This is a genomic window from Brevibacterium ammoniilyticum (assembly GCF_038429965.1).
GTDB lineage: Bacteria > Actinomycetota > Actinomycetes > Actinomycetales > Brevibacteriaceae > Brevibacterium > Brevibacterium ammoniilyticum.
Genome location: NZ_BAABNP010000034.1, coordinates 1 through 3,691 on the forward strand (window position 1 = coordinate 1; position 3,691 = coordinate 3,691).

The 3,691-nt window shown below is 66.7% G+C and carries 4 protein-coding genes; 3 read left to right on the forward strand and 1 reads right to left on the reverse strand.

Annotated features, from left to right (window positions below):
• Window positions 1-80: 80 nt before the first annotated feature.
• A complete protein-coding gene (locus tag AAHA49_RS17695; RefSeq protein WP_137826721.1) occupies window positions 81-626 on the reverse strand; it encodes a GNAT family N-acetyltransferase in 546 nt (181 codons plus the stop codon).
• A gap of 118 nt (window positions 627-744) precedes the next feature.
• Here AAHA49_RS17695 and AAHA49_RS17700 point away from each other — a divergent pair, with 118 nt between their 5' ends.
• The 3 genes from AAHA49_RS17700 to AAHA49_RS17710 are packed head-to-tail and all read left to right on the forward strand — an operon-like array spanning window position 745 to window position 3,594.
• On the forward strand, window positions 745-1,683 hold the full coding sequence (locus AAHA49_RS17700; protein WP_137826722.1) for a tyrosine-type recombinase/integrase: 939 nt from the start codon (window positions 745-747) through the stop codon (window positions 1,681-1,683).
• The gene (locus tag AAHA49_RS17705; RefSeq protein WP_171007111.1) at window positions 1,680-2,609 is read left to right on the forward strand and encodes a tyrosine-type recombinase/integrase; all 930 of its coding nucleotides are present in this window, start codon (window positions 1,680-1,682) and stop codon (window positions 2,607-2,609) included. The genes AAHA49_RS17700 and AAHA49_RS17705 overlap by 4 nt, the downstream gene beginning before the upstream one ends.
• Complete coding sequence (locus tag AAHA49_RS17710; RefSeq protein WP_137826724.1) at window positions 2,602-3,594, forward strand: tyrosine-type recombinase/integrase; 993 nt, start codon at window positions 2,602-2,604, stop codon at window positions 3,592-3,594. The genes AAHA49_RS17705 and AAHA49_RS17710 overlap by 8 nt, the downstream gene beginning before the upstream one ends.
• The last annotated feature ends 97 nt before the right edge of the window (window positions 3,595-3,691 follow it).

The following is a 3,691-nucleotide window of genomic DNA, read 5'->3' on the forward strand; positions in this document are numbered from 1 at the left end:
GCGCCGTTATACGGAGCGGGTGGTTATGTCTACCGGCCTGGGTGGGCGAGCCGCTCGGTGAGTCCGTAGCGGACGGTGGGTCACTCGCTGTCGAGGATGGAGAAGACGACGGTGTCGCGGATGGTCCCGTTCTCGAAGATGGTGTGGTTGCGCAGGATGCCGTCTTGTTTCGCTCCGAGCTTGGCGATCGCGGCGCGTGATTGGTGGTTGTGCCAGTGCGCGCGGAACTCGACAGCGATGCACCCGAACGCGTCGAAGGCGCGTTCTAGGAGAAGCAGCTTCGCGGCGGGATTGATGCGCGTGCCCTGCACCTCACGTCCGATCCACGTCGAGCCGATCTCGAGGCGCCGATTGGCGGGGTCCGGGTTGAGGTAAGTGGTCATGCCGACGGCTTTGCTTGTGGTCGGGTCGATGATTGCCCAGGGCGCGATCAAACCCTCTGCGTGGCGCGCGAGTCGACGCTCGATCTCGGCTGACATGGACTCGGGTGAGGGGATGTGGGTGAACCATGTTTGCCAGAGGTCGTCAACGCTGACGGCCTTGACGAGGTCGTCGTGATGCTCGGCGCTCAAGGGCTGCAACTCGACGTACTCGTTCCTCAGTACCGGGACATCCGTATAAGACACACTCCCAACGGTAATCGGCTGCGGCGGGGTCAACATAACGACGCGCGTCAGCGAAGAGGTTCGCTTGATCTGACCGGGCAGTCACACCGACTGCCCGGTCAGATCAAGGAGGATCACGATGTCGAAGTATCGGGAACGTCGCCGCGGCGACACTCAGCAGGTGTTGGAGGAGTTCGAGGACTGGCTGCCGCGGGAACGGTCCGTGCAGGAGGGCACTGCACGGGTCTACGCGGATCGGGTCGTCGGGTTCCTCGCCTGGCTGCCCGCACCGGTCGAGGAGTCGCTGCGGACTTTGACGCCGGCGACGGTGATGGAGTGGGTGAATCTCGCGGCGAAGCGAGGGCAGAAGCCGTCGACGCTGCGGAAGCAGTTGGTGATGCTGCGCTCGTTCCTGCGCTTCTGTCACCGCACCGGCAGGGTCGGGCAGGACTTGGCCGGGGTCGTCCCAAACGCTGCCGGGTGGCGCCTGTCTTCGATCCCGGACCCGGTGCCCGAGGGCACGGTCCAGGAGCTGCTGGACAGCCTCGATTTGCAGGCGCCCAAGGGGCTGCGGGATCGGGCGATCCTGCTGCTGCTCACCGGCCTCGGGCTCCGTGCTGGAGAGATCGCCGCGCTGAGACTTGGCGACATCGGTTGGCGCACCGGCACGATCCGCATCCGTGGTAAGGGCGACCGGGCTGACGAGTTGCCGTTGCCGGACGAGGTGGGTCGCGCGTTGGAGGAGTATGTGCTTCACGGTCGGGGCGGCAGGGCTGGCTATGACGAGGTGTTCTTGACGATGTTCGAGCCGGTGCGCCCGGTCGCACCGAACGGGATCGGCAAGATCGTGCGGATGGCCTGCGCCAGGGCAGGGATCACGGAGTTCGGGCCGCACCGACTACGGCACACCTTCGCGACCGGGATGCTCGCCTCCGGCGCGACGCTTCAAGAGGTTCAAGGGCTGCTACGGCACGCACAGCTGCGGACCACCGCGATCTACACCAAGGTCGACCACGCACGGCTTACACGACTCGTTCCGGAATGGCCGGCTGCGGCTGGGGGCAGGTGGGGACGATGAGCGCCCTGCGGGATCTGCTGGACGACTATCTGACGACCAGGCGGGCGCTGGGGTTCACGCTCGCCGTTCCCGGCCGGGTGCTGGGCGAGTTCGTGGACTTCATGGACGACGCCGGCGAAACCACGATCCGTCACGATCTCGCGGTCTCCTGGGCTGCGCGGTTCTCCCGCGGCACGGTGCTCGCCCGGTTGAACACGGTCCGGCAGTTTGCCGAGCACATCGCCTCGTTCGACCCGGCCACCGAGGTCCCCATCCTCGACGGGAGACCCTACGTGAACCACCGCCCGCGACCGCACATCTACACGTCGGAGCAGATCGACACCCTGCTACGCGCGGCAGGACGGTTGACCCCAGAGGTTCGCGCCGCGACCTGGCAGACGCTGCTCGGACTACTGACGGTGACCGGGCTGCGGATCAGCGAGGCCCGCGGCCTCAACGACGCTGACATCACCTCGGATGAGGATGGTGATAACGGATGGGTGCGGGTGACGGAGTCGAAGTTCGGCAAGTCCCGCATCGTGCCGGTTCACGCCACCACGATGCGCGCGATCGACGAGTATCAACGGCTGCGCGACAAGCGATTCCCCGTCAGGCGGACCGAGGCGTTGTTCGTCACCCGGCGCGGCGACCGGCTGGCGACCTCGACCAGCGGGCAGGCCTTCCGACAGATACGCGACCTGGCGGGAATGACCGGCACCACGACCGAGGCGGCGGCACGGTTGCATGACTTCCGGCACTCGTTCGCGACGAACACCCTCATCGGACACATCCGCGCCGGTGGTGACGTCGAGCAGATGATGCCGGTCCTCTCGGCCTGGCTCGGACACATCAGCCCTGTCTCGACCTACTGGTATCTGCAGAACACCCCCGAGCTGGCCGCCGCACTCGGGGCCTGCCTCCCGGCGATCGGGGCTGATGATGAGTGATCTCGCGCCGCTGCTGCAACGGTTCTTTACCGACAAGCTCGACGGACAGATGAACGCGAGCGTCCACACCAAGGCCGCCTACGCCGACACCTTCCGGCTCCTGCTCCTCTATGCCCAGCAACGCACCGGCACCGCCCCGTCAGCGTTGCGACTGGTGGACCTGAACGCGGACATGGTCGGCGGGTTCCTCCAGCATCTGGAAGACGAGCGCGGCAACTCCGCCTCGACACGCAACGCGAGGCGGGCGGCGTTGCGATCGTTCTTCACCTATGCCAGCTATCGGGCACCGGACGCGATCGCGACGATCAGCCAGGTGCTGGCGATCCCCGCGAAACGCACCAAGACGACCATCGTGTCCTTCCTCACCCGGGCAGAGGCTGAAGCTCTCATCGCCGCCCCCGACACGACCACCTGGATCGGCAGGCGCGACCGGCTCCTGCTGCACCTGGGCATCCAGACCGGGCTCCGCGTCAGCGAACTCATGAGCCTGCGCGTCGGGGACATCGAGATCGGCCCGCACAGCCAGCTCCGCTGCCTCGGAAAAGGACGCAAACACCGGGTGATCCCGCTCCAGAAACCCACCGTCCGCCTGCTGACCGCCTGGCTCAACGAACTCGACGGCATCCCTGCGACGCCGCTGTTCCCGACCAGCACCGGGACGGCGTTGAGTCGGGCGGCGATCGCGAAGCTCCTCGCCCGGCACATCCAGGTCGCGTCCGAGCGCTGCGCGAGCCTGAGAGAGAAAAACGTCACCCCGCACACCCTGCGGCACACCTGCGCGATGATGCTCCTGCACGCCGGGATCGACACCGCCAGCATCGCGCTCTGGCTCGGCCACGCCACCATCCAGACGACCCAGTCCTATCTCCACGCCGATCTGGAGCTCAAGCGCCGGAGCCTGGACCGACTCCCCGCGATCGGCGACAGGCCACCAGCCCGCTACCAGGCGTCGGACGCTCTCATCGCGTTCCTCACCGATCGCTGACAGCCCACGGTTATGCCGACCGGAGTCGCTGCTCACGCCGAGAGCCCAGACCTCTAGCGATCCGGTCGGCATAATCACCCGCTCCGCATAACGGCGC